The organism is Bacillus sp. PK6-026, from assembly GCF_054161455.1.
In genome coordinates this window covers 2,687,563-2,711,362 of sequence record NZ_CP096418.1, presented here as the reverse complement: position 1 = coordinate 2,711,362, position 23,800 = coordinate 2,687,563, and the positions used below count along the sequence as shown (strand labels likewise).

32 protein-coding genes, 1 tRNA gene and 1 pseudogene are annotated in these 23,800 nt (G+C 44.4%); 28 read left to right on the top strand and 6 right to left on the bottom strand.

Annotated features, from left to right (window positions below):
- Nucleotides 1-87: 87 nt before the first annotated feature.
- Nucleotides 88-315: pseudogene (locus M1D59_RS13745) on the top strand (IS3 family transposase); the annotation flags it as partial.
- A gap of 56 nt (nucleotides 316-371) precedes the next feature.
- Here the strand turns inward: M1D59_RS13745 and M1D59_RS13740 are convergent.
- Both M1D59_RS13740 and M1D59_RS13735 read right to left on the bottom strand, forming a co-directional pair.
- Nucleotides 372-851 (bottom strand): endolytic transglycosylase MltG, encoded by a 480-nt coding sequence (locus M1D59_RS13740; protein ID WP_023855204.1) that lies wholly within the window; start codon nucleotides 849-851, stop codon nucleotides 372-374.
- Nucleotides 848-1,198 (bottom strand): hypothetical protein, encoded by a 351-nt coding sequence (locus M1D59_RS13735; protein WP_011198121.1) that lies wholly within the window; start codon nucleotides 1,196-1,198, stop codon nucleotides 848-850. Before M1D59_RS13735 ends, M1D59_RS13740 begins: the two co-directional genes overlap by 4 nt.
- Nucleotides 1,199-1,373: 175 nt before the next feature.
- Here M1D59_RS13735 and M1D59_RS13730 point away from each other — a divergent pair, with 175 nt between their 5' ends.
- The 14 genes from M1D59_RS13730 (at nucleotide 1,374) to M1D59_RS13665 (ending at nucleotide 14,481) form a co-directional block, all read left to right on the top strand.
- Nucleotides 1,374-1,871, top strand: coding sequence for a hypothetical protein (locus tag M1D59_RS13730; RefSeq protein ID WP_101561082.1), 498 nt, complete (start codon nucleotides 1,374-1,376; stop codon nucleotides 1,869-1,871).
- Nucleotides 1,868-2,980: a glycosyltransferase family 4 protein gene (locus M1D59_RS13725; RefSeq protein ID WP_458117470.1), complete on the top strand. Its 1,113-nt coding sequence runs from the start codon at nucleotides 1,868-1,870 to the stop codon at nucleotides 2,978-2,980. The genes M1D59_RS13730 and M1D59_RS13725 overlap by 4 nt, the downstream gene beginning before the upstream one ends.
- A 103-nt stretch (nucleotides 2,981-3,083) precedes the next feature.
- A complete protein-coding gene (rpmG, locus tag M1D59_RS13720; protein ID WP_003183500.1) occupies nucleotides 3,084-3,233 on the top strand; it encodes a 50S ribosomal protein L33 in 150 nt (49 codons plus the stop codon).
- A gap of 49 nt (nucleotides 3,234-3,282) precedes the next feature.
- Nucleotides 3,283-3,855 (top strand): 5-formyltetrahydrofolate cyclo-ligase, encoded by a 573-nt coding sequence (locus M1D59_RS13715; protein ID WP_458117469.1) that lies wholly within the window; start codon nucleotides 3,283-3,285, stop codon nucleotides 3,853-3,855.
- 42 nt (nucleotides 3,856-3,897) lie between these two features.
- A complete protein-coding gene (locus M1D59_RS13710) occupies nucleotides 3,898-4,071 on the top strand; it encodes a hypothetical protein (RefSeq protein ID WP_020452191.1) in 174 nt (57 codons plus the stop codon).
- A gap of 96 nt (nucleotides 4,072-4,167) precedes the next feature.
- Nucleotides 4,168-5,706, top strand: a complete 1,539-nt coding sequence (locus M1D59_RS13705; protein WP_458117468.1) for a rhomboid family intramembrane serine protease — start codon at nucleotides 4,168-4,170, stop codon at nucleotides 5,704-5,706.
- Between the two features lie 76 nt (nucleotides 5,707-5,782).
- A complete protein-coding gene (locus tag M1D59_RS13700; protein ID WP_023855199.1) occupies nucleotides 5,783-7,237 on the top strand; it encodes a spore germination protein in 1,455 nt (484 codons plus the stop codon).
- Nucleotides 7,238-7,337: 100 nt separating this feature from the next.
- The gene (locus tag M1D59_RS13695) at nucleotides 7,338-7,535 is read left to right on the top strand and encodes a YqgQ family protein (protein ID WP_020452188.1); all 198 of its coding nucleotides are present in this window, start codon (nucleotides 7,338-7,340) and stop codon (nucleotides 7,533-7,535) included.
- A gap of 24 nt (nucleotides 7,536-7,559) precedes the next feature.
- Nucleotides 7,560-8,534 (top strand): ROK family glucokinase, encoded by a 975-nt coding sequence (locus tag M1D59_RS13690; RefSeq protein WP_020452187.1) that lies wholly within the window; start codon nucleotides 7,560-7,562, stop codon nucleotides 8,532-8,534.
- 181 nt (nucleotides 8,535-8,715) lie between these two features.
- Nucleotides 8,716-10,614: an LTA synthase family protein gene (locus tag M1D59_RS13685; RefSeq protein ID WP_020452186.1), complete on the top strand. Its 1,899-nt coding sequence runs from the start codon at nucleotides 8,716-8,718 to the stop codon at nucleotides 10,612-10,614.
- A gap of 174 nt (nucleotides 10,615-10,788) precedes the next feature.
- The gene (locus M1D59_RS13680) at nucleotides 10,789-11,730 is read left to right on the top strand and encodes an iron-hydroxamate ABC transporter substrate-binding protein (RefSeq protein ID WP_458118050.1); all 942 of its coding nucleotides are present in this window, start codon (nucleotides 10,789-10,791) and stop codon (nucleotides 11,728-11,730) included.
- 132 nt (nucleotides 11,731-11,862) lie between these two features.
- Complete coding sequence (locus M1D59_RS13675) at nucleotides 11,863-12,987, top strand: M14 family metallopeptidase (protein ID WP_224146167.1); 1,125 nt, start codon at nucleotides 11,863-11,865, stop codon at nucleotides 12,985-12,987.
- 63 nt (nucleotides 12,988-13,050) lie between these two features.
- A complete protein-coding gene (locus tag M1D59_RS13670; RefSeq protein ID WP_458117467.1) occupies nucleotides 13,051-14,151 on the top strand; it encodes a YqgU-like beta propeller domain-containing protein in 1,101 nt (366 codons plus the stop codon).
- Between the two features lie 15 nt (nucleotides 14,152-14,166).
- On the top strand, nucleotides 14,167-14,481 hold the full coding sequence (locus M1D59_RS13665) for an MTH1187 family thiamine-binding protein (protein WP_095291085.1): 315 nt from the start codon (nucleotides 14,167-14,169) through the stop codon (nucleotides 14,479-14,481).
- A gap of 60 nt (nucleotides 14,482-14,541) precedes the next feature.
- Here M1D59_RS13665 and M1D59_RS13660 read toward each other — a convergent pair whose 3' ends face one another.
- A complete protein-coding gene (locus M1D59_RS13660) occupies nucleotides 14,542-14,715 on the bottom strand; it encodes a DUF2759 domain-containing protein (protein ID WP_003183486.1) in 174 nt (57 codons plus the stop codon).
- Nucleotides 14,716-14,870: 155 nt separating this feature from the next.
- Between M1D59_RS13660 and M1D59_RS13655 the strand changes: the two genes are divergently transcribed.
- Nucleotides 14,871-15,509 (top strand): MBL fold metallo-hydrolase, encoded by a 639-nt coding sequence (locus M1D59_RS13655; RefSeq protein ID WP_020452181.1) that lies wholly within the window; start codon nucleotides 14,871-14,873, stop codon nucleotides 15,507-15,509.
- A gap of 35 nt (nucleotides 15,510-15,544) precedes the next feature.
- Here M1D59_RS13655 and M1D59_RS13650 read toward each other — a convergent pair whose 3' ends face one another.
- Nucleotides 15,545-15,790, bottom strand: a complete 246-nt coding sequence (locus M1D59_RS13650) for a DUF2626 domain-containing protein (RefSeq protein WP_020452180.1) — start codon at nucleotides 15,788-15,790, stop codon at nucleotides 15,545-15,547.
- A 210-nt stretch (nucleotides 15,791-16,000) separates the two neighbouring features.
- Between M1D59_RS13650 and M1D59_RS13645 the strand changes: the two genes are divergently transcribed.
- Entirely contained in the window at nucleotides 16,001-16,378 is a 378-nt protein-coding gene (locus M1D59_RS13645; protein WP_003183482.1) for a Spx/MgsR family RNA polymerase-binding regulatory protein, read from the top strand.
- Nucleotides 16,379-16,440: 62 nt separating this feature from the next.
- On the opposite strand, the gene M1D59_RS13640 is transcribed toward M1D59_RS13645, so the two are convergent.
- Nucleotides 16,441-16,512, bottom strand: a tRNA-Gln gene (locus M1D59_RS13640).
- Between the two features lie 107 nt (nucleotides 16,513-16,619).
- Here M1D59_RS13640 and M1D59_RS13635 point away from each other — a divergent pair.
- From M1D59_RS13635 to M1D59_RS13595, 9 genes are all read left to right on the top strand, one after another.
- Nucleotides 16,620-17,459, top strand: coding sequence for an STAS domain-containing protein (locus M1D59_RS13635; RefSeq protein WP_020452179.1), 840 nt, complete (start codon nucleotides 16,620-16,622; stop codon nucleotides 17,457-17,459).
- A 157-nt stretch (nucleotides 17,460-17,616) separates the two neighbouring features.
- Entirely contained in the window at nucleotides 17,617-18,681 is a 1,065-nt protein-coding gene (gene comGA / locus M1D59_RS13630) for a competence type IV pilus ATPase ComGA (protein ID WP_039072848.1), read from the top strand.
- Entirely contained in the window at nucleotides 18,671-19,705 is a 1,035-nt protein-coding gene (comGB, locus tag M1D59_RS13625; protein ID WP_041817253.1) for a competence type IV pilus assembly protein ComGB, read from the top strand. Before comGA ends, comGB begins: the two co-directional genes overlap by 11 nt.
- 13 nt (nucleotides 19,706-19,718) lie before the next feature.
- The gene (gene comGC, locus M1D59_RS13620; protein WP_020452176.1) at nucleotides 19,719-20,012 is read left to right on the top strand and encodes a competence type IV pilus major pilin ComGC; all 294 of its coding nucleotides are present in this window, start codon (nucleotides 19,719-19,721) and stop codon (nucleotides 20,010-20,012) included.
- Between the two features lie 5 nt (nucleotides 20,013-20,017).
- Nucleotides 20,018-20,455: a competence type IV pilus minor pilin ComGD gene (gene comGD, locus M1D59_RS13615; RefSeq protein ID WP_256164103.1), complete on the top strand. Its 438-nt coding sequence runs from the start codon at nucleotides 20,018-20,020 to the stop codon at nucleotides 20,453-20,455.
- A complete protein-coding gene (gene comGE, locus M1D59_RS13610) occupies nucleotides 20,439-20,786 on the top strand; it encodes a competence type IV pilus minor pilin ComGE (protein WP_020452174.1) in 348 nt (115 codons plus the stop codon). The genes comGD and comGE overlap by 17 nt, the downstream gene beginning before the upstream one ends.
- Entirely contained in the window at nucleotides 20,695-21,183 is a 489-nt protein-coding gene (gene comGF / locus M1D59_RS13605; protein WP_229030039.1) for a competence type IV pilus minor pilin ComGF, read from the top strand. Before comGE ends, comGF begins: the two co-directional genes overlap by 92 nt.
- A gap of 11 nt (nucleotides 21,184-21,194) precedes the next feature.
- Nucleotides 21,195-21,560 carry a competence type IV pilus minor pilin ComGG gene (gene comGG, locus M1D59_RS13600; protein ID WP_458117466.1) on the top strand — a complete coding sequence of 122 codons (366 nt, stop codon included), beginning with the start codon at nucleotides 21,195-21,197 and terminating at the stop codon, nucleotides 21,558-21,560.
- Nucleotides 21,561-21,648: 88 nt separating this feature from the next.
- Nucleotides 21,649-21,831 (top strand): YqzE family protein, encoded by a 183-nt coding sequence (locus M1D59_RS13595; protein ID WP_020452171.1) that lies wholly within the window; start codon nucleotides 21,649-21,651, stop codon nucleotides 21,829-21,831.
- A 29-nt stretch (nucleotides 21,832-21,860) separates the two neighbouring features.
- Here the strand turns inward: M1D59_RS13595 and M1D59_RS13590 are convergent, their stop codons facing one another.
- The gene (locus M1D59_RS13590) at nucleotides 21,861-22,181 is read right to left on the bottom strand and encodes a YqzG/YhdC family protein (protein ID WP_023855188.1); all 321 of its coding nucleotides are present in this window, start codon (nucleotides 22,179-22,181) and stop codon (nucleotides 21,861-21,863) included.
- Between the two features lie 277 nt (nucleotides 22,182-22,458).
- On the opposite strand from M1D59_RS13590, the gene tapA reads away from it, so the two are divergent.
- Both tapA and sipW read left to right on the top strand, forming a co-directional pair.
- On the top strand, nucleotides 22,459-23,187 hold the full coding sequence (gene tapA / locus M1D59_RS13585; protein WP_458117465.1) for an amyloid fiber anchoring/assembly protein TapA: 729 nt from the start codon (nucleotides 22,459-22,461) through the stop codon (nucleotides 23,185-23,187).
- Entirely contained in the window at nucleotides 23,184-23,768 is a 585-nt protein-coding gene (gene sipW, locus M1D59_RS13580) for a signal peptidase I SipW (RefSeq protein ID WP_231005870.1), read from the top strand. Before tapA ends, sipW begins: the two co-directional genes overlap by 4 nt.
- Nucleotides 23,769-23,800: the final 32 nt, after the last annotated feature.

Sequence of the window (23,800 nt, the reverse complement as noted above, 5' to 3'; positions counted from 1 at the left end):
CCACAACCTTTTTATGAACTGTACCCGCACTGCTTCAGCTTGTAAAAATTACATATGGGTCCTTGCTTACTGTGCGATCAAGGTTAAGTGTATACATCTTATGAGTATCAGAAAGCTATTAATATAATGCCTCCATCGGATCGTTTCATTCCTCACTAAAGTCTGAAACGTTTGATCTTAACAGCATTGATCGAACTACGACTGCCATCGTAGAACACACTGTTAAAGAAATACATTCATTATTTTAACAATATTCGTATTAAAACAAAACTAAACAACCAATCACCGGTAAACTATCGGGAATTGGTTGTTTAAAGGTGTTTTTAAATCCTGTCTCAAAACGGGGGTCAGTCCCGTTCCAGCCTGCTTTTTTATTTGGACAGTGTTTTGACGATGTTTTTCAAGCTGTCACCGCGCTTCAGTTCGTACTTACCTGCGCGGATTTTAGATTCGTTTCCGGTCTTTTTTACATAATCTTTGAAGTCATCGGCAGATGAAATGACTTTTCCTTTTGCAAGGAGGTCTGCTATCTCAGCCGTGCTCATGCCGCTTTTGATTTCAAGCTTATACTTGGAATCTTTTTTTTCTGCTTCTTTCTCTTTTTTGTTTTGAGACGAAGCATCCTGCTTCAGAGCGGTCTCTTTATAATGGAGCAGCTGCTGGTATTCTTCGCGTTTCAGCGAAACCTGCTGGTTGTCCTTTAAATAGGTTTTGACATCGGTTTCGCTGATATTTTGAGCGTCTTTAGAAGCTTCAGCTTTTCCGTTATCTGTCAAATAAAATGCGCCTGCAAGAACGGCGGTAGCCAAAATCATTCCACCGGCAAATGCTTGTACACTTTGTCTGGTCATACAAGCACCCTCTCATTGTCTTTAATGATCGCTTTCACATCTTCGACAGATACGTGCTCAGCTTTAGCGATGGCGTCTACAGACATGCCGTTTTGGTATTTTGAAAGAATCTGCTTCGCAATATGCTGGCTGATGCCGGCATTTGGTCTGCGGACGACCACATTTGAATCGAGGAGCTCTTCCTCAAGCACGGTCATCTTCTTTTTCAATTTATAGATTTCCTGCATGGCGGACAGCTGAAGGGTTTCCAACTCCTGTTCAACTTCCTTGATCGGTTCTCTTTGAAAATATGAGAATGCAATCAGCGCAATGCTGACAACGAGCAGCGCAATGATAGCAATTTCCACGTTCATCACCTTCAATTCTAATTTTCTCCTTCTTTTTTATACCATAAAAACGCTTGCTTCAAAAGGAGTTAATGCAAAAAATAAAAATTTTGTCGAAGAATTTTATTTTCGTTGCGCCTGCGGGGCCATTTCCAATAGGATAAATACATAACAGGGCTTAACGGGAGGGCGCACGGTGAAAAGGATAATCATCTCGAAAAAACCTTTTCAACATAGTATTCGAAGCGAATCTTTGTTTTGTAACGATATTTTAAAAATATCTTCGCCGGATCATGAAACCGTTCGGCTGAGCTGGGAAATCTCAGATGCTGTGCTTTCAGCGGCTGAAGCGGTTCTGTTTGAAAGTATAAAAGACGTCGAAAAGCAAATTCTTCTCTTTTGCGTAAAAAACGGAGAGCGCAGCGTACGGACGATCCATACCGATGCATTTAAAGGAGAAGCCTCGGTTTTTCCCGCTGCAGGCAATGCGTTCTACAAAGCGGAATACCGGATATACAATTCGCTCAACATGTCGCTGGCCGTTCTCACCTCCGGCTGCTTCTACCTTGGGGAAAACGGAATCCATTCAAACAGCAGCTGTTTTCTGTATCACGACAATCAGCAGGATTGGACGACTCAATTTTCCGCGTACACGAGTTATTCTTTAATAGAAGGAAAGGAGCGTTTCCGTTGATCAATGTATTGCTGCTGTCGTTGGAAAATCCTCTTTTATTGAAAAGCGGAGCGGGGCGCTATGTGAAAAGTCACCTTGAACTATTGCGGAACGAAGTCAGCTTTACCGTCTGCACGACGGCTGCCGGGCAAAACAGCAATGGATGGAAAACGCTTGAGATTCCGCTTGATTTAAAAGCGTTCGCTTCTTTTGAAGAGGCGGTGGCCGCCATGAATTTTCAGATGATCAAAACCGTGCTGGCGTATAAAGGACAATTTAATTTTATCCATGCAAATGATGATATCACCGCGCCTGCCGCCGTTTATCTCAGCGAGGTGCTGGCTCTTCCGCTGATTTCCACGGTACACGGCCTTGAAAGCGGCCGGAAAACGGCAGCAGGCGAGAATGTCCACCCATACAGAGCAAGCCTCGAACGGCTTCTTGCTGAAAAAAGCGATCAAATTCTCGTGCTGAGCAGCATGATGAAGACAGACATGCAAAAGGCGTTTTCGCTTTCTTTCGAGCAAGTCAGGGTCATTCCCCATCCGTGCATAAAAAGCCGCACGGTGAAAAAACGAATGAAAAGCGTACCGTACTTTTTTTCCTGCGGAAGGTTTGTTCCGGAAAAAGGGTTTATCGAATGGCTGCACGCCTTTCAGCAGCTTCGCAAACGGCAGCCTGATCTTGAACTTGTCATTGCCGGGGAAGGACCGCTTCAAAGCGGGATCGAGACCAAGGCAAGAGAATTGGGCATTAAGGAAAGTGTGACAATTCTTCCTTTCCTTTGTGAAGAAGAAAGAGAGAGCTGGCTGGGATTTTGTGAAATGGCTGTTTTCCCAAGTTGTTATGAGCCGTTCGGCATCGCTGCTCAAGATAGCATGGCAGCCGGCGTTGCCGTCGCCGTCGGAACCAACGGGGGATGGAACGATTTCGTCATCGATCGGGTGACCGGCTTTCAGATTGATTTTAATCATCCTGATAAAGCTGCATATGCGCTTGCAGAAATTGTCCGCGATAAGGAGCAGCTGCTCAAGGTCGGGCAAACGGCAGAGGCTTATATATTGGATTTGCATGATCCTGGATATATCAAAAATGTGTTTTTGCAACATGTGTATCACACGTCTTTTTAACAAACCGTGACAAACTAAAAAAAACGCCTGGCATTCCGGCATCATAAGTGGTATTATAGATAAGTCTGAACAGAAATGATATATAGTTTGGAGGGAAAAATAAATGCGCGTTAATATTACTTTAGCTTGCACTGAATGCGGCGAGCGTAACTATATTTCTACAAAGAACAAGCGTAACAATCCAGATCGCGTTGAATTCAAAAAGTATTGCCCACGTGACAAAAAATCAACATTACACCGCGAAACAAAGTAAGCAGCAGGGATTTTCCTGCTGTTTTTCTGTTTTTAAGGGGGAAAGAGATGTGAAGCGTTCTTTACGAAATGAGGTCAGAAAGAGGCTTGCAAACATGCCGGAACAGGAGTTTCTTCTAAAGGCGGAAGCGATTCACCGGAAGCTTTTTCAATCAAAACAGTGGAAAAAAGCGTCTGTCATTGCCCTTACGATATCCAGAAATCGCGAAGTTCCGACAGAACCGATTATCGAACAGGCACGGCTTGAAGGAAAAACGGTGTGCATTCCGAAATGTATGCCTGAAACAAAAGAGATGCACTTTCGCAGCTATCAGGATGAAAGCGATCTTGAAGTCGTGTATTTTGGCCTGCAGGAACCGATCGTGCACAAAACCGGGCGGATGGAGCCCGAAGACATCGACTTCATCCTTGTGCCGGGAATTTGCTATGACCGGACAGGATACAGAATCGGCTATGGAGGCGGCTATTATGACAGATACCTGGCCGGTTTCACAAAAGATACCGCATCGCTGGCTTTCGAGTGCCAAGTGATCGATCATGTCCCAAAAGAACCGCACGACATTCCGGTTGAGCAAATTTTTACCGAAGACGCCGTTTACACCTGCAGCGGGTCTGCTGAATAATTATTAAAAAATGAGACACGATACGGTTATAGGAGGGATCATATGAGAAAAGTTACATTCATTGCAGTAGGCGTCATTGCCGCCCTTGTGTTTTTTCAAAACCGTTATCGTGTCATCAATTTCATTCTTGGTCAAAACCAGATCCGCCACTATTTTATCCATTTGATGATGAGAATTCCGTTTTTTCGCAATAAGTTTATACAGCAGGCTTTCTGAATCCCGTTTAAAAACGGGATTTTTTTAAAGCGCTTAAAAGGCGCAGAATGACGCGTTTCCTGTTATAATGGACAAAAACAATTGTGGAGCGTCGGTATGTATTCAATCGATTATTTGTATTGGAATTTCATCGGGAACATCTTAGACAGGGATTTTGAGCTTGTGCAGGCACCAGCTTCATTCGGAGAAGCCTGGCTTGAAGCAAGGGGGAGCGCGCCGTATGATTTGGTTCGCGTTTTTCGGAAGGATATCGATTTCAGACAGGATCTCGTCGGTGACTTGGAATCTCTTTATGAAAGAGCGGAGCGCCTGAGAGCAGCATCAAGGCAGCGAAAGCTCTCGATATTAAACGTCTATTTGTCACAGGAAGCACCTGTAGATGAGTGGGAAGATGTTGTCAGTCATCCGGTCGCAGATAAACGGATCAGCATCGTGCCGGTTTTTATTGAGCACGCTTCGGCTGAAGAAGGCTTCCGCAAACTCGCCGTTGCTTTAAACATGGGGCCGGATGAGCTGACAGGCCACATGCACGATGCCGGATACGAGAATGTGGAAGAGAAGAGAGCCGAAGTATTAGCAGCGGCTAAAGCAAGAGAAGAAGAAAGGCGGCGGGAAGCGGCTGTATTTGAGAAAGGCAAACCGATGTTTACCTGGATTTTTGCAGTGCTTCAAGTCTTCATGTTTCTGCTTCTGGAAATGTCGGGCGGCAGTCAGAATACCGACACGCTCATCCGGTTCGGTGCGAAGGAAAACAGCCTCCTGTTAGCAGGGGAATGGTGGCGGCTTGTCACGCCGATCGTTCTTCATATCGGATTGGTCCACCTCATGTTCAATACATTTGCATTGCTGTCTGTCGGAGCCGCGGCAGAAAGGGTGTTTGGATCATTCCGCTTTCTTGTCATATACATATCAGCCGGAATTTTTGGATCGATCGGCAGCTTTCTGTTCAGCCCGTATCCGTCCGCAGGGGCTTCGGGAGCCATCTTCGGTTGTTTGGGAGCACTTTTGTATCTGGCTTTTTCAAATCGGAAAGCTTTCTTAAAAACGATTGGAACAAATATCATTGTGATTATCATTCTGAACCTCGGCCTCGGTTTCACGATTTCAAATGTTGACAATGCCGGCCATATCGGCGGATTGATCGGCGGACTCCTGACGGCCTTGGCAGTCGGAATCCCCGGGAAAAAAAGACCACTCCAGCGGCTGACAGGCTGGGTTCTCATCTTTGTCATCGGAGGAGGCGCTCTGTACATTGGGACACATTCAGCTTCGATGCAGGAAAATGCCATGCTGCATCAGGCGGCGAAATGGTATGAAGAGGGAGACTATGAAAAGGTAAAAGATGCCTTGCAGGAAGCGGGCTCAAAGCAGGACGCTTCCAGCGACACTTTAAAGCTGCTCGCTTATTCCGAATTTCAGCTCGGCGAGTTTGAAAACGCTGAGAAAAGGTTCGAGGCCGTCGTTGAAAAAGATCCATCAGATCACGCCTCACTCTATAATCTTGCCAGGCTCTATGCTCAAAAAGGCGAGTTCGCCAAAGCCGAACAGTCTGTTGAAAGAGCGTTGGCAGAAAAGCCTGATGAAGAGATGTATAAAGCGTTTCGGGACGAACTTAAGAAAGAAACCGCCCGGTAACCAAGTATGAAAAGCTTCCGTTATGTTAAAAATGGTCTTTAGTATAGACTCATTTGACGGGAGCTTTTAATATACAATGGAAAAAAAGCATGCGGTCCAAAAAAATTTAGCGAAAAATGTTGAATATTTAAATGAAAAGCTGGGGGTCGACAAAAGCTTCGATATGATCCGGCTTGATGTTGTTTATGCTGATAGAGACATGTCGCTTTATCTTGTCGACGGCTTTGTAAAAGATGATATTATGCACCACTTGCTTAAGAATCTCTCAAGGCTCACCCCCGAAACTCTGGAAGACGATCCGCTTGAGAAGCTGATCAAAACGTACATCCCATACATCGAAATTGATACGGAAGACGACCTCGACAAAGCAGCCGCCCAGGTGCTGTCCGGGCCGGCCGTTCTCCTTGTCGACGGGGTGGACCATGCCATTATTATCGATGCGCGGACATACCCGGCAAGAAACCCGGAGGAACCCGACAATGAACGTGTCGTCAGAGGTTCAAGAGACGGCTTCGTCGAAACGATCGTGTTCAACACCGCACTGACGAGAAGAAGAATCCGCGACCGGTCCCTCAGAATGGAGTTCCTTCAGGTCGGCAGAAGAAGCAAAACAGATGTTGTCATCTGCTATTTGGAAGATATCGCTGATTTGGAAAGTGTAAAAAAGCTGAAGCAATCGCTTGAAGCGATCGATACGGACGCTTTGACAATGGCGGAAAAGACACTGGAAGAATATATCGGCGGCCGTCATTGGAATCCTTATCCGACGGTCCGCTATACAGAAAGGCCTGATACTGCGGCCGTTCATTTGTACGAAGGCCACATTCTCGTCTTTGTGGACGGTTCGCCAAGCGCGCTGATTACCCCTGTTACTTTTTGGCACCATCTGCAGCATGCCGAAGAGTACAGAAACAAACCGCTTGCAGGCGCCTATTTGCGAGTGGTCCGTTTTATATCTGTGTTGGCATCGATCTTTTTGCTGCCGCTGTGGTTTTTGCTCTCTGTCCATCCCGATCTTTTGCCGGACGCCCTTCAATATATAGGGCCTGAAAAAAAAGGGGCCCTTCCGCTGCTTGCGCAATTCATCATAATTGAAATAGGCGTCGACATGATGCGGATGGCTGCAATCCACACCCCATCGTCTCTGGCTACGGCTCTCGGACTTGTAGCTGCTTTAATGATCGGAGAAGTGGCGGTGCAGGTCGGACTTTTCTCGCATGAAGTCGTCTTGTATCTCGCTGTTGCGGCTATCGGCACGTTTGCTACGCCGAGCTATGAGCTGAGCATAGCGAACAGGCTGGCAAGAATCGTTCTCCTGATCGCGGCCGGCGCATTCGGACCGATCGGCTTTGTCATCGCGATCTTCTGCTGGGTGATTTATCTGGTCAGAATGAAGTCGTTTCATGTGCCGTATTTATGGCCGTTTATCCCCTTTGACTACAGAGCCTTTCGAGATATCGCGATTCGAACGCCAATGCCGCTGAAAAATAGAAGGCCCGTATTTTTGGATCCCCAGGATCCAGACCGCTGAATGTCTGTTTTCCTTCAGGAAAACAGGCTTTTTTTTTGCTTGACGCCGGACAGCTTTATGAATACTCTAATGTTAGACCTTTAAAGAATGGTGAAATAAAATGAAAACAGCCTATGATGTACAGCTGTTGCTGAAACAGTTTGGATGTTATGTTTATTTTGGAGATCGCGAACTTGAACTTGAATATATGATGGACGAACTGAAAGAAATGTTTCTTTCGAATCTGATAGAAAAAGAACAGTGGCTTAAAGGCGTTTCAATTTTGCAGAATGAACTCACAAAAGTAAAGAGAAAATAAAACAGGGATTAGAGGGGGAGCAAAATGAATGACAGCTGGCTGGTCGGAGTCGACCTTGGAGGAACAACGGTAAAGCTCGCTTTTGTAAGCGCTTATGGTGAAATCCTGCACAAGTGGGAAATTCCGACCGATAAATCGGGGGAAACGGTTACGGTAAGCATCGCAAAAGCCATCGACGGAAAATTGAAAGAGCTCGGCAAACCGAAGCACATCTTAAAATGGATCGGCATGGGCGCTCCGGGCCCCGTCAATACGGAGACCGGCATCGTTTATAAAACGACGAACATGGGCTGGGAGAACTATCCGTTAAAAGACCACCTTGAAGCAGAGACAGGATTAGCGGCGGTCATTGAAAATGACGCGAACATCGCGGCTCTCGGCGAAATGTGGAAAGGAGCGGGAGACGGCGCAAAGGATTTGATTCTTGTCACGTTGGGAACGGGTGTCGGAGGCGGCATTATTGTAAACGGAGAAATCGTCCGCGGGCAAAACGGTGCAGGCGGAGAAATCGGCCACATCTGTTCAGTTCCTGAAGGAGGAGCGCCGTGCAACTGCGGGAAAAGCGGCTGTATCGAAACGATCGCTTCGGCTACGGGCATCGTCAGGATTGCCAAAGAAAAAATAGAATCCGGTCATCTAGATACAGACTTGCGTGCATGTCCGGATATCACGGCGCGCGATATTTTTGAAGCGGCCCGGGAAAATGATCCGGTTGCTTGCGAAGTCGTCGATTATGTGGCGGGTCATTTAGGAATGGTCCTCGGCAACTTGGCGAGCTCGCTCAATCCTTCGAAAATCGTAATTGGCGGAGGCGTCTCAAAAGCAGGAGAAATCCTGCGCTCCAAAGTTGAACAATCTTTCAACCGCTTCGTATTCCCGCGGGCCGGCGAGGCGGCTGAGATCGTAATCGCTTCACTTGGAAACGACGCAGGCGTGATCGGCGGCGCATGGATCGCCAAAAACCAATGGCTGAAAAGCCAGGCGGAGCCTGTTTTATAAGCATTTTCGGACCGCTTTGCAGCATTGTTAACACTTTTAAGCCAATGTGAAAAATGATTGATTTTTTTGTACAGACAGGTTAAGATATGATTTAGTAATTTTAGCGATTTTTCTAAAATAAAACAATATGTGGAAATTCAGTTTGCGGAAACATGCGTCTTGCTGCATAGGGAGGTTTCGAATGCGAAAGTCATTTTTTTCAAAAATTTCGTTTTTGTTAATTGCGACATTGCTGATGTGGCTGAAAACGTATGTCGTCTACAAAACAAGCTTCAACATTAAAATTGAAAACTTCATGCAAGAGTTTATATTGTTCATCAATCCTTTAAGCTTTTTGCTGTTTATATTCGGAATCGGCCTGTTTTTCAAAGAAAAAAACAGGAACCGGTTTATTATCGGGGCAAGCATCGTCCTGACGTTTGTCTTGCTTGCGAACATGATCTTCTACCGTTTTTACAACGACTTTTTAACGATTCCTGTATTGTTCCAGACGAATAATATGGGTGATTTGGGAAGCAGTATCAACTCTTTGTTTATGCCGACCGATTTGCTCCTCGTCGTCGACATTGCCATTTTAATTTGGCTGTACAAGCGCCAGCCTGCCAAAACAGGCGGAAAGGCGACAAGAAAGGAACGCGCGGCTTACTATCTATTTGTCGCTGCCGTTTTCTTTTTCAATTTAGGGATTTCTGAAACAGAAAGACCGCAGCTTTTGACAAGATCGTTTGACAGGGAAGTTCTTGTGAAGAATATCAGTCTTTACAACTTCCATATCTATGACGGGCTGATCCAGTCAAAGCAGTCTGCACAGCGTGCGCTGGCCGACAGCAACAGCCTCACGGAGATTGAAAACTATGTCAACGCAAACCGCACGGACACCAATCATAACCTGGCCGGGATCGCCAAGGGTCGGAATGTGATCCTCGTTTCCCTGGAATCCACCCAAAGCTTTGTCGTGAACCAAAAGTTAAACGGCAAAGAGATTACGCCTTATTTAAACGACCTGATAAAGAAAAGCTACAGCTTCGAGAATTTCTATCATCAGACAGGCCAAGGCAAAACGGCAGATTCCGAATTCATCGTTGACAACTCTCTCTATCCTCTTGGAAGAGGAGCGGTCTTCTTTACGAATGCAGGAAACGAATATACGGCAATGCCTGAAATATTGAAAAACCACGGCTATTATTCCTCGATTTTCCATGCGAACAACAAAAGCTTCTGGAATCGGGATATTATGTACGATACGTTTAAATACGATAAGTTTTACGATATCAATTCCTATGATGTAAACGAAGAAAACTCAGTGGGCTGGGGACTGAAAGATAAGGAATTCTTTGAACAAACATCAGAGCTGATGAAAGAAATGCCTCAGCCGTTTTATACCCGCCTGATCACGCTGACAAACCATTTTCCGTTTGAGCTGGATGAGGAAGATAAACTGATCGATGAATTTGATTCAAAAAGCCGTACGTTAAACAGATATTTCCCGACCGTCCGCTATCAGGATGAGGCGCTTAAACGATTTATTGAAAAGCTGAAAGAAGACGGCCTCTACGATAATTCTGTTATCGTGTTATACGGTGACCATTACGGGATTTCCGAAAACCATAACGAAGCGATGAGCCAATTCCTCGGCAGAGAAGTAACCCCGTTTGAGGAAGTGCAGCTTCAAAGAGTCCCGCTTGTGATCCACATTCCGGGAGTGACGGATAAAGAGCCGAAAGCCATTGACACCGTCGGCGGCCAAATCGATATTCGGCCGACTGTACTGAACCTTCTCGGAATCGATTCGAGCGATCAGATCCAGTTTGGAAACGACCTGTTTGCCAAAGACAAAACGGAGTTTACAGTGCTTCGCGACGGCAGCTTTATTACGAAAGACAAAGTATACACAGACGGCATATGCTATGATAAATCGACAGGAGAGCCGTCTAAAGATAAAAAAGGCTGTGAGCCGTACATTGAAAAAGCGAAACAGGAGCTTTCATATTCAGATCAAATCATTTATGGCGACTTGCTGAGGTTTTATGACAGCGAGCGCTTAAAAAAGCAATCTGACGCCAAGCCGAAAGACGAGTAAGCTTTTCTTTTGGCGGAGAAAGCTGATGCAGCAGGCCGGATATCGTTCCGGCCTGTTTTTAATGACAAGAGTCCGTCATGAAAATCATGATCCAAGCCGATGCCGGTTATGATATAGTTGATAATGATTCTCTTTATCGATATTCAAACCAGAAAGAAGGTATGAAAGGTGAATATGAAAGGAAAGACGCTCGCTGGAGCATGCTTTGTACTATTATTGATCGCAGCATTGACAGCATGCGGCAATCAAACGGAGAGCAAAGATTCGTCTTCTCAATCAAAAAGCGAAGAAACGATTACATACAAGGCTAAAAACGGAACGGTTAAAGTTCCGAAGCATCCGAAACGGGTGGTTGTCATGGCTGACGATTATTTCGGCTATTTCAAGACACTCGGTCTCAATGTAGTGGGTGCCCCTGACAGGGTATTCAAAAATCCTTATTTCAAGGGGAAAACCGAGGGTGTGACAAACATTGGTGAAGGAAATTCCGCTGAAAAGGTTATTCAATTAAAACCGGACCTGATTGTCGTATGGACGACCCAAGGCGCTGATATCGAAAAGCTGGAAAAAATCGCTCCGACGGTCGCTTTGAAATATGACAGCTTGAATAACACTGAACGGCTGAAGGATTTCGCAAAAATGACAGGTACTGAAGATCGAGCGGAGAAATGGCTGGCTGAATGGGACAAAAAAGTTGCCGCGGCAAAATCAAAAATTCAAAAAGCGGTCGGGGACAAAACGGTTTCCATTATGCAAACGAATGGCAAAGAAATCTTTGTATTCGGCGATCAATTTGGAAGGGGAGGAAGCATTGTTTATCAAGATCTCGGCTTAAAGGCGACAAAGCTGACGAAGGAAAAAGCAATCGACGAAGGGCCGGGCTACACGAGCATTTCATTAGAAAAGCTGCCTGAATTCGCCGGAGACTATATATTTATAGGGCCCTGGGAATCAAGCGGAGACGACAGCGCCGTGCTTAATACCTCCATTTGGAAGAACCTTGGCGCGGTCAAAAATCAACATGTCTATAAAATCGACCCTGTCGGCTTCTACTTTTCCGATCCAATTTCATTAGAGGGCCAGCTTGACTTTATTACAGAAAGCTTAGCGAAATAATAGATGAACTTCCGCCTATTTGGGCGGAAGTTTTTTTGCGGGCTGAAACCTTATTGAAAAAGCGTTTTTTAAGCGAACCGGGAGAGTTTTTAAACGAGCCTTCATCATATGCTATTGTGGGAGGGATCATTGATGGCATTCATCAACATCAAACCGGAGTTAAAGCAGAATATGGAAAGATTGTCTAATATCCTGAACATACCCGAACTGCTTTTAATCAGCGCAAACGCGAATGCAGCCGCGGACGAATTTTATTTTCCGGGAGCGTCTTTTCAAGCAGGAAAAAACGTTCCAGCAGCCGAAACATATGAACAGCTGCAATTATTGGTGAATCAATACACACTTGAAGATGAACAGTGGCTGACAAAAACAGTCGCTTACGATTCAGCAGTACTGAAAAAGGAAATTGACAGATTGACGGAGTGCTTTCCGTTTGTTACTTCCCGCATCATCGGTCGCTCAAGCATGGGCCAGCCTATATACGAACTGCTTCTCGGAGCTGAAAATGCCGAAAAAAAAACGCATATGAATGCTTCTTTTCATGCCAATGAATGGATCACCACTTCTGTTTTGATGAAATGGCTCAAAGAATATTGTTATCATTTATGTACAGGCCGGTCCGCTTTAGGTTTTTCACCGCTTGACATTTTTTCATCAACAAAGCTTTCCGTCGTGCCGATCGTTAATCCCGACGGGGTTGATCTTGTGCTTAACGGTCCCGGTCATCTTGGGATAGCGCGGGAAGCACTGGATGAGATGAATGAGCATCAACCGGATTTCCGGGAATGGAAAGCCAATATAAACGGAGTGGATTTAAATAATCAGTTTCCGTCTTTTTGGGAGATCGAAAAACAGAGAAAACCGCCCAAATCCCCTTCCTACAGGGACTACCCCGGAGATGAACCGCTGACAGAACCGGAAGCGGCAGCGATGAGGGATTTAATCGCAAACGAGCCGCCTGATCGGCTTGTGGCGCTTCACACACAGGGAGAGGAAATTTATTGGGGGTACAAGGGGCTGGAGCCTCCTGAATCAGCCGATGTGATCCAAACATTTGAGCGCCTGAGCGGTTATAAGGGCGTCAGATATATAGACAGCTATGCAGGATTTAGAGATTGGTTTATTCATTTTTTCGGAAGAGAAGGATATACTGTTGAACTCGGCAAAGGAAAAAATCCTTTACCACTGAAACAATTTGACGATATATATTGTAAAAGCAGAGGCATACTTTGGGCATCCTGCTTTTTTGAAAGCTGAAACTTTTCACGGTGAAAATCGTAAATTAGACAGCCAATCATTTATGGAGGGAGAATGGCCGGTTTGAGAGTTTCGTTATGGCTTATTGCCGCTGTGATGACCGTGGCTGCGGCTGGTTGCACACCGCAGCATCAGGAAGGAACGAAAAGCGTTCATCATGAGGAGCCGGAAGGGAAAAAGAAAAGCAGTGCAGCAGTAAAAGATAAAAAAGTGATAGCGCTGAAGGACCGGCACTTTGATGAGGCGGCAGGATGGCTTGATAATGAAACCGTTATATACACCGCAACCGATCCGGTCGCAGGAAGTGAAGTCAAATCATATGATATATTTAAAGGGACGGGCGAAACGATCTACAAGACGGATGACAGGCTGATAGCGGCGGAAGTAAACAGGGAAAAAGGCATGATTCTCATCCAAACCGCCGGAAACGGCTCTGAAATGAAGTTAACTTTGCTTAATTTACAGGGAAAACAGCTGTACACAAAAAAATTTCGCACGCATGAACTGCAAGTGGACTGGAATCGGTTTGACCCTTATCTTTTATACGTCACAACTTTTACGAAAGATTGGAATTATGAATCGCGCCTGATTGATGCGAAAGAACAGCAAACCGAAAAAGACATCGCACAGGCCGCCTTTGTTCATTGGACTTCCGCCGACACTTTTGAATATATCAAATGGAATGAACGGAACCGGGAAAAACCGGCTCCTGTTTATTCCTTCAAGACAGCGGACGGACGGAAAAAGAAGCTCGCCGGTGATGCCGTACTGCTCGATGTTCTGGGGGATATGCGGCTGATTGTAGCGCCTTCATCCAGTCATCGCCAGGGCACCTACATATTTTCAGACGTTTCTTCTTCGGAAAAGAAAATTTCTTTCAAATTGCCGCTGTTCTCGGAATATGGCAGCCTGTCACCGATGGAATACAGCTACGACCCTCGGCATGAGCTGTTTTATACGTATCAGCCGAATGAGTCGGGCTCCTTGTATGATCTGATTTCCGTCAGTCTCAAAACCGGCAAACGGGAAGTCATTCGTGAAAAAGTGGAAATGCTTCCGATTACCGTATCTCCTGACGGGGATTATGCATTGTACGGTTATACCCAGGATCAAATCATTTCATTCAACTCAAAAACTGCAGCACCCCTTGTGACAAAAGAATAGAAAGGAGAATGGACAGTGGCCATAGCAGACGTTACCATCATACCGATCGGTACCGAAACTCCGAGCGTAAGCACGTATGTAGCGGAGATTCAAACCATTTTAGAAGGATTTAAAAAAGAAGGCAAAATCCAATATCAGCTGACACCGATGAATACTTTGATTGAAGGGGAATTAAGCGATTTATTTGAGGTGATTCAGACGATTCACGAAGCGCCTTTCCAAAAAGGCATCCACAGAGTGGCGACGAATATCAGGATTGACGACCGCCGCGACAAGAAAACGACGATGGAAGGCAAGCTTGCAAGCGTCCAGCGTCATTTCAGCCAATAAGAAAAACAGCCTTATTCCGGAATAACGGAATAAGGCTGTTTTTGTCTAAAGGCACCGGGTTTAGTGGACTGTCGGATACCCGCTGTTAATGATGGTCATGACGGTAAACCATCCAAACACTAAAAAAGCCGCCCCGCCAAATAAGATGCCAAGAACGTTGATTTGTTTAAGAGAACGAAGAACTCCAAGAGCAGATAATATCGTGACTAGACCGAAAATGATCACGAGCAACATCAATATAAACCCCCTTCGTTTGGATCCCCTGCAGTATATTTCCAATTTTATTTTAACCGTTTTCATCAAATTTGTCGAGGACAACATGATTCATTGAAAGTTTCCCGCAAAACCTTCATAATGGAACAAAGAAAGATGAATCTGAGGTGAAGAAAATGAAATGGAGAAGAATGCCTTTAGGGCCAATCCAGACGAACGCTTATATTTTATCCCATGATGACGGTACCTGTTTAATAATTGATCCCGGCAGCGAATCAGGGAAACTGAATGCATACATAAAAGAAAACGGTTTGAAGCCTCTTGCAGTATTGCTCACTCACGCTCATTTTGATCATATCGGAGCCGTGGACAATGTCAGAAAAGAATGGAACATTCCTGTATACGTACATAAAAATGAAGCTGAATGGCTGACTGATCCTTCATTAAATGGTTCAGCGTTGCTTACGGGACAGACGATCACAGCAGAAAAAGCAGATCATCTGATCGAAGAAGAGGGGGATCTTAAAATCGGCTCTTTTACGCTCCGCATGCTCTTTACGCCTGGACATTCTCCGGGCAGCGTCTCGTATTATGCGGAAGAAGAAAACCTGATCGTTTCCGGGGATGTTTTATTTAAAGGGGGAGTCGGGCGTACAGACCTGCCGGGAGGAAATCAAAAGGTGCTGATGGACAGTATTCATCAAAAACTGCTGACGCTTCCGGAAGAGACGCTTGTGTTAAGCGGTCACGGCCCCGAGACGGACATTGCAACAGAACAGGAACAAAACCCGTTCATCAACGGATTTACTTTGTAAAACATAAAAAAGACGATCCATCGGGATCGTCTTTTTTAATGGCCTCCTTGCCCGGGAACCATAATAAACACAGAATAATATGTAAATGCGGCAAAAAAGACTGTCAAGTAAGCACCGAAAATATAAATGTACATCCGCTCGGTCAAGTTGAGATACGATAAGAACACAAAAAATACAGTTTGACCGAAGAACAGCAGTGATGCATCTTTCATATTTCCTAAATAAAACATGACCGCAAAGATACCTGTCCAGAATCCTAACACACGGAACATGCGATTCATTTATATCCCTCCCAAAAAGCCCCTTTGATTTTATTATAAGCCAATTTATCTTGAAATGTAAACATTTTCATTTTGGGAAAATCAATTCATTTTTTACAATTTTGTGATAAGCATTTTTAAAAAATCACCTGTCACGTGTTTAAACGGAAAATATCACGGGTACTAAAACATACAAAGACAAAGTCAGTACATGTTAAGGAGGAATCATTCATGGAAGAGCTGACCTTTTATTCATACCCGAGCTGCACATCATGCCGGAAAACGAAACATTGGCTGAAAGCGAACCAGGTTGATTTTACAGAGCGGCATCTTTTCAGGGAAACGCCGAATCAGGACGAGCTGAAACATATTTTGTCTCTCACGACCGAAGGAATTGATGAGATATTGGCGACAAGAAGCCAGGCATTTAAAGAGTTAAATCTTGATATCGAAGAATTAACGGTCAGCGAAGTACTGGAATTGTTAATTCAAAAACCAAAGCTGCTGAGACGCCCGATTATCGTAAACGGCGATAAGCTGGTTGTCGGATATAATCCCGGCGAACTCTTAAAATTAAAAAAACACACCTTACACCGTTCTGTTTCCTGAAAAAAACGAAGATTGCTGACACATTGCATGTTCAGCATATCTTCGTTTTTTCGCCTGTGTAACTGGGCTAGCTGGATTCGAACCAGCGCGTCACGGAGTCAAAGTCCGTTGCCTTACCGCTTGGCTATAGCCCAATGCGCTTACGTATAGTGTAGACAATCGATTTCGTTTTATACATAGTGATCAAAATGTTGGTCATATAGCAGATTGATTTTAAAGGAAAACAATGAGGAGGATTGACATGGAAAACAAGCATGCAGCCCTTTATGAGTATTTGGTCAAACAGGCGGACAGAATCACCGATGAATGGCTGTCCCGAACAGCGTCTGAAAAAGAAAAAACGGCACAGCAATATAAGGACTTTTTACTGGCTGTTTCAAGGGTATTTGCCAAGGATGAACAGGCGCTATGCTGGGATAAAGCCTCCGGATGCGCCAAGGAAATTGCCTACGACAGGGCTGTCAGCCAAATTCCGGTGACTGAAAGCATAAAGGGGTTTAAAGTGTGCCGTGAACTTTTAATAGATGAAATCGAGCATTTTTCGGATAAACATGCACCGGACTGTTCGAAAAAAGACTTTTTTATCTGGAATAAACAGCTTCACTCAATGATGGATGAGGTTATTGAACAGTTTATTCTTGAATATGAGCATACGACAAAGAGACAATTGAAGGCGCAGACCGAGATGATACGCGAACTGAGCGCACCTGTTATACCGGTATCAGAACACATCGGTGTGCTGCCGCTCATTGGCGAAATTGATACTCACAGGGCAACGGTGATCATTGAATCTGCGCTTAAGCAGTGTGCTGAGCTTCATCTCTCGCATCTGTTTATTGATATTTCCGGTGTTCCTGTCGTCGATACGATGGTTGCCTACCAGTTGTTCAAAGTCGTAGACAGCACAAAACTACTTGGCGTTGAGACGGTTCTTTCGGGCTTGAGACCGGAGATTGCCCAAACAGTTGTGAAGCTTGGGATGGATTTTTCGCATATTAACACAGAACAGAGCCTTGCTAAGGCGCTTTGCAATAAAGGCTTTTGCATCCGTGAAAACGGCAAGGCTGAAGAGAAGGTTTAAATTTCTCATTTCAGCAGTTGGAAGCTGAATAAAATAGTCAAATCGGTATTCGGAAATTCCGTTTTTGCTTCGTATTCAGCTTGATTTGCGATTTTTAAGGATTTGATGCTTCCGATGTTTTTCGTATAAACTGCGCTTAGAAAGGAGGCGCAATGGTTTGTACACGATTGAATCATTAAGCGGAAGATTAATTGACGAGGCATATAGAATGAAGGCGTCAGACATTCATATTGTTCCCGGTGAAAAAGAGGCGGTGGTTCGCTTCAGGATTGATGATGAACTTTTTCAAAAAGAAAGATTAACGAGAAATGAGTGCTCAAGGCTCATTTCTCACTTTAAATTCCTTTCTTCGATGGATATTGGGGAAAGACGGCTGCCGCAAAGCGGAGCTTTGACTCTTTATATCAACCGTCAGCCCGTTCATTTAAGAATGTCCACTCTGCCCACCATCCATGATGAAAGCTTGGTCATCAGGCTTCTTCCCAAGATGAGCAGCAAGCCGCTCACAAAGCTCTCATTGTTTCCGAGTGCAACATTCAAGCTGCTGTCTTTTCTGAAGCATTCCCACGGATTAATTCTGTTCACCGGTCCGACAGGCTCGGGGAAAACGACAACACTCTATTCTTTAATCGAATACGCTAAGCGGCATTTTAAGCGAAATATCATTACCTTGGAAGACCCTGTTGAATCAAGAAGCGAAAACATTTTGCAAGTGCAAGTAAACGAAAAAGCTGGCATGACTTATTCTGCGGGGTTGAAGGCGGTGCTTCGCCACGATCCGGACATGATCATCCTCGGGGAAATTCGCGATGCCGAAACAGCCCAAATCGCAGTCAGGGCAGCTTTGACAGGACACCTTGTTTTATCGAGCATGCATGCGAAAAATGCCAAAGGCGCAATATACAGGCTGCTCGAGTTCGGCGTTGATATGACAGAAATTGAACAAACACTGGTCGCAATCAGCGCCCAGCGCCTCGTCGGTCTCGTCTGCCCGTTTTGCGGCGACAACTGCTCTTTATATTGCAGATTGTCGAGGCCTGTGAGAAGAGCAAGCGTCTTCGAGCTTTTGTACGGAAAAAGCCTCAATCTCTGCATCGAAGAAGCAAAAGGCAGGTGCGGTGACATAAAAACAGAAACATTGAAAACGCTGATCCAGAAGGGAATAGCACTCGGATATCTGCCGTCGAATACTTATGAACGCTGGATAGGCCATGAAGATTAAAAAGAAGTGGCCCGTCCGGGAACAGGCGGACATTCTGAAAAAACTCGGAGACATGATGAAGAGCGGATATACGATTTTGGATGCTTTAAGTATGCTGAAACTGCAATTGAATGAAAGGCGAAGAGCAGATCTGACATTTGCGATGGAGAAGCTGACAGAAGGGCGACCTGTGTTTCAAGTGCTTGAAATGATTTCATTTCATAAGGATGCTGTTACCATTGTTTACTTTGCCGAACAGCACGGGAATTTGCCATATGCCTTTCGGCAGAGCGGAGAGCTGCTTCACCGCAAGATCGCTCAAACCGAAAAACTAAAGAAAGCCGCCAGATATCCCTTGTTTTTAGTTTTAACGGTCTGCGTCATTATCTCTATTATGAAATCGGCAATCATCCCGCAATTTTCCGCGATCTATGAATCAATGAACGTTGAAACGTCTTTTGCAACGACCCTCATCTTTTCGGTTTTTGATCATTTTTATCTTTTTATCGCAGGAATGATGTTGATTGCCGCCGCTTTATCCCTCTATTATCTGTGTTCATTTCGCCATAAACCTCCAGAAGACAAAATGACCTTTCTCATTAGAATTCCCTTGCTGGGCCAAACCTTCAAACTATTCAACAGTTATTTTTTATCGCTCCAATTGAGCAATCTTTTGCAAGCTGGTCTGTCTGTATATGACAGTTTAAAAGCATTTGAAAGCCAGCCGTTTTTATCATTTCATAAAAATGAAGCGAAGCGTCTGATCGAGCGGCTGAAACAAGGGGAGAGTCTGGAGCAGATGCTGGCCGGGCATCCGTTTTATGAAAATGATCTGGCGAAGGCTGTTGCTCACGGCCAATTAAACGGACTCTTATACAGAGAGCTGTATTCATACAGTCAATTTTTGATTGAACGGCTTGAACGGAAAGCAGAAAAATGGACAGGTTTGATCCAGCCATTGATTTACGGGCTAACAGCGGCGATGATATTAATTCTTTATTTGTCTATGCTTTTGCCAATGTATCAAATGATGAACCAGTTATAAGGAGGACGGAACTGTGAATGAAAAGGGATTTACACTGATAGAAATGTTAGTCGTCATGCTCGTCATCTCCATCCTGCTGTTGATCACCATACCGAATGTGACCAAGCATAATCAAAGTATTCAAAAGAAAGGATGCGAAGGGTTAATTAATATGGTTCAAGCGCAAATCACGGCTTATCAAATGGATCATGACGGGAAAACGCCGAGTAGGGCGGACCTTGAATCTGAAGGTTACGTGAAGAAGAACTTAAAGTGCCCGAATGGGAAAGCAATTAAAATTTCAAACGGCAAAGCACAGGCTGATTGACGGTTATGAATCAAAAAGGATTTACGCTTTTGGAAAGCCTAACTGTATTGATGATCGGTTCCATTATGCTCTCTCTTCTCTTTGCCACACTGCCTCCCGTTTATGAAAAAAGAGTTGTTCAGCACTTTGTCTCACAGCTTGAAGAGGATCTGCTTTACGCACAGCAGACAGCTCTCGTCCGCCATGCGACGGTTAAGGTGCAGTTTGACTTTGCCGGCTGCCGCTATATTATTAAGCACGCGGACGAAGGCTCATCGCCTAAGCTGGTCAGGACATACAGTTGCCATATTGCGTTCAAAAAAGCGACGCTCAAGCGAACTCTTACTTTTAACCCAAGCGGAGTTCCGAATCAAGGGGGGAAAATCGTGATCGATACACAGCACGCCTCTTTTGCACTGACGATCTATTTAGGAAGCGGAAAGATTAATGTGCAAAAAAAATAGAGGCTTTACAACAGTTGAAGCTGTTTCCGCATTGGGCATTTGGGTCATGATCACCATGTTATTGATTCCTATGGTTCATCAGCTGTCTTTGCAGCGCGGGGCATCTGAAAAAGAAGAAGAGGCATATCGCATATTGGATGAAAAGATCAGCCGCTACACACTGACCGGACGGTTTCAGCCTAAAGAAACTGTGCTTTACCGAAACACATCTTACTTTATTGAATGGAAGGAGCAGGGAGATGATTATGAAGTATGCATCTCCATTAAAAAAAGAGACAGTCAAAGGCGTTGCTTCACCATTTTGCGGTCAAAAGGGATTTACCCTTCTTAATGTACTTGTTTCCTTAATGGTGTATATGTTCATTGCAGGAACGATGGCCTCGATATTTCATCTGTTTTTATCCCCGGAAAGAAACGGTGCGGATATTCACCCGCGCGAATGGACGATTACTGCCGAGCAAATATTGAAGGAATGCAGGAACTCGGTTGATCTAAGAGCGGGCGACGATCATCAGTCATTGGAAATGACAAATCGCCAAGGTGCCGCCGTTCGCTATGAGAAATATCAGACAGTTATTCGAAAAAGAGTCAATGGAAAAGGTCATGTGCCGCTTTTGCAACATGTCAAACACATGAGGTTTGTGATTGAAGATCGTCTGCTGATCCTTGAAGCGACAAGTTTAAGCGGCAAGTCATACCGTAAGTCCATTCCGCTCTATCATATGTAAAAGGTGATCACGTGAAAAATTCAAAAGGATTCATTTATCCGGCTGCTGTTTTCACAGCTGTGATTTGCATGCTCTGCGCGGGTCATTCAGCCGTTTTATTAACGAATCAACGAATGTTTGCACAGCAAACAAAAGAATTTCATATTCAGCAAAACCTACTCCAAAATGGAATGCTCCATGCCTTGTCTCATATTCACGAAGAGACAAAAGAGAAAATTCAAAAACAGCATGGCTTGATATCGTATACTGTCAATCCGGCTTATCAGCGGCTCAAGCGAGTGAAGATAGAGGTAACGACAGCTTCCGGCACAGAAACGAGCGCTGAATTTCAATATGATTTGAGCACTAAGAAAATCACACAGTGGAAAGAATATTAAAAATTGTGTGTCGGAATCATGAAGAATGTATAAAAAAAGATTCGTATGACAACACTTCAACTGACAGAACTCCCCAAGAGGTGATGTGATGAAAACGAACGATTATGTTAAATATATGACGGAACAGCTCGTAAAATATATGGACACGCCTAAGCAGGAAAGAAAAGAAATGAAAGAAAAACGTAAAGAATCAAAGCCGCCGTCCAGGATATATCAATGGTTCGGCATTCTTCCTCTTGGGTGTATCATGTTTTTTAAAAGGCATAAATAAAGACAAGCCGCTTTCTACTGCAAAGCGGCTTATTTATATTCTTCCACAACGACGACTTTGTTGATTTTGTGTGTCGCAGGTTCAAATGAAATTGTAACAAATACTCCGAAATTTTTATTTCCTTCACTCAATGTGACATGGTATTGTTTGACCGCTTCATCCGCCCGCTTTCGATCCCATACTTTTTTCGTGAGACGCACTTCTGCTTCCGGATACCTCTTTTTTGCTTCCTCAACCGCTTTTTCTTCCCACTTAGACATGCGGGCTGTTTCGTAAGCTGCCGCATGGGCATTGAGCGGCCCGATGCTTGCAAGCAGTAAAAAAGAGCATAACATAGCATTTTTCAGCACGGGGCATCATCCTTTCTATCCTATTTTTTCCTTGTCAACAGTGTTTATACAAAAATGAAGAAGAAATTATGTACTTTATAAAGAACTTCAAACTTTTCAAAAAGATGAGAATTTGAGAGATTTTTTGAGGAATTAAACGAAAACGTTCTGTAAAACGAACTTAATCGACTATTTTGATAGTTTTCAAATGGCACATTTGTTCTTTATACTCTAACTATCAAGTTCTTTAAAACGAACGAGCGAAAAAAGCCATTACATACTCGCTAGGAGGGTAGTCATGATCCGATTATCTCGAACTAGGAGATCCCGAAAAAGAGCCGGAAAAAACATCATCGTTTTTCAAACGCTGCTGATCATTTATCTTTTAATTGGATTGGGGAGTCAGCTGTCACAGCAAACAAACGCATCATTTCACGATGTGGAAACATACAGCATGACAATGAAAGCGGCCTCTTCATTTCCTCAAGATGGGAAACAGTGGGACGAGAGCAATTTGAAGCTTCAAAAACAGACAAAGACGAAAGGAACGGTCTGTGCACCGCTGACATTGTTTGCAGAATATAAAAACCGCGGCAGCCAAATCGCCGACTCTGAATGGAAGTGGGAGCTGCATAAACTCGGTAATGCCAAAAAACCGTTAGAGGACGGGACTGTGATCGATAAAGGCGCGTTCAAAAAAGAAGCCGAAAAGAACATCTACCGGATAGAGTCAAAGCGGGCGGCAAAAGGAGGGCTCTACGCATTTAAATTGATTAAGCCTGAAGGCCATCCCGATGTGAAAAAGGGCAAACCTTTTATTTGGTCAAATGTGATGAAGCTTCAAGACTGTAAAGAAGAAACACCGAAGCCGCCTAAAAAAGCATCAGAAAAGCCGAAGCAAACAGAACAGACAGAAACACGGGAAAAGTCTGAACAGGACATAGAGAAAACACCAAAGAGCAGTGAATCCGTAGATAAAGAAAATAGAAAAGAAGAAAATTCATTAGAAAGCGGGGAAGCGTCATGAAACATGTGATCAAATGGGTCAGCAATATCTTATATGTGATTATTTTCACACTCATCATCGCCGCGGTCATCGTCGTAATTTCGACAAAGTCGTCCGGCGGAGAGCCGCAGCTTTTCGGCTATCAATTGAAAACGGTTTTATCCGGTTCGATGGAGCCGGAGTTTAAAACAGGTTCTGTGATAGCCGTTCAAAAGATTGAAAATCCCGGGTCTTTGAAAAAGGGAGATATCATTACATTCATGCAAGACGAAAACACCATGGTTACCCACCGAATTATCGGTATAACAAAAAATAAATCAAACCTCATGTTTAAAACAAAGGGTGACAATAACCAAAACCCTGATTCCGATCCGGTGCTGGCGGAAAATGTTGTCGCTAAGTATTCGGGCATTACGGTTCCGTATGCCGGGTATTTTCTGGATTTTGCAAGTAAACCGATCGGCACAGCTATATTGCTGATCGTGCCGGGACTCTTGTTGATTCTTTATGCAGTGATTACTGTATCCGCGGCTTTAAGAGAGATTGACCAAAAAACTAAAGCAATTGAAGCCGCCGGGAAAGATCAATCAGTTTCCATGTAATCTTCGTTGGTCACCTGAACATTCAGGTCTCC